This is a genomic window from Streptomyces xylophagus (assembly GCF_000716435.1).
GTDB classification, from domain to species: domain Bacteria; phylum Actinomycetota; class Actinomycetes; order Streptomycetales; family Streptomycetaceae; genus Streptomyces; species Streptomyces xylophagus.
The window spans coordinates 1-685 of the sequence record NZ_JNWO01000106.1; the positions used below are offsets into that span (position 1 = coordinate 1).

Here is a 685-nt window from a genome sequence, read left to right on the forward strand (position 1 = left end):
GGCCGGGGGTGGGGGTGAAGCCCCACTGAAGGTTGAGCCAGGCGCCGACGAACAGCGACATGCCGTAGCTGCCGCCGGCCATGCCGCCGAGCAGGCCCAGCAGGTTCAAGTACCCGGTATAGAAGCCCCACTTGGGGCCGCCGAGTCTGCCGGCCATGTAGAAGAGGGCGCCGGCGACGGGGTAGGCGGAGGTGACCTCGGCGAGCGCGGCACCCAGGCACAGTACGGTCAGACCGACGAAGGCCCAGCCCCACAGCATGACCGTCGGACCGCCCGTGATGAGCCCGAACGCGAACAGGGTCATGCACCCGGACAGCACCGAGATGATGGAGAAGCTGAGCGCGAAATTTCCGAACGGGCCCATACGGCGGGCCAGTTGGGGCTTGTAGCCGAGCTGCCGCAACATGTCCTCATCGCTTGGGGCGCGGCGGTGGGTGGTTCTTGGGGAAGACAACGGAAATACCTCCACAAATGGGGGGACGAGGGAAAGACCAGGGGCCAGCGGTGGCCTGCGAGGTGAGGGAGGGGCGGCGGGGCGGGGCCCGACAGGTGCTTCGGCGGCCGGTCACCGGCGCCGTGCCGCGTACCGTGTGCCGCCCGCCGCAGCCGCCAGGCATTTGTCGCGGGCTCGTTCGAACTGCTCCAGCCACCGGTCCGGCGCCTCGGCGACGTACTTCCACGGCGC

Annotated in this window: 1 protein-coding gene; it reads right to left on the reverse strand. The window is 69.5% G+C overall.

The annotated features are described in order from the left end of the window. Positions 1-406, reverse strand: a 406-nt coding sequence (locus OO70_RS50490; RefSeq protein WP_043688302.1) for an amino acid permease, incomplete at its 3' end; no start/stop codon positions are given. Between the last annotated feature and the right edge of the window lie 279 nt (positions 407-685).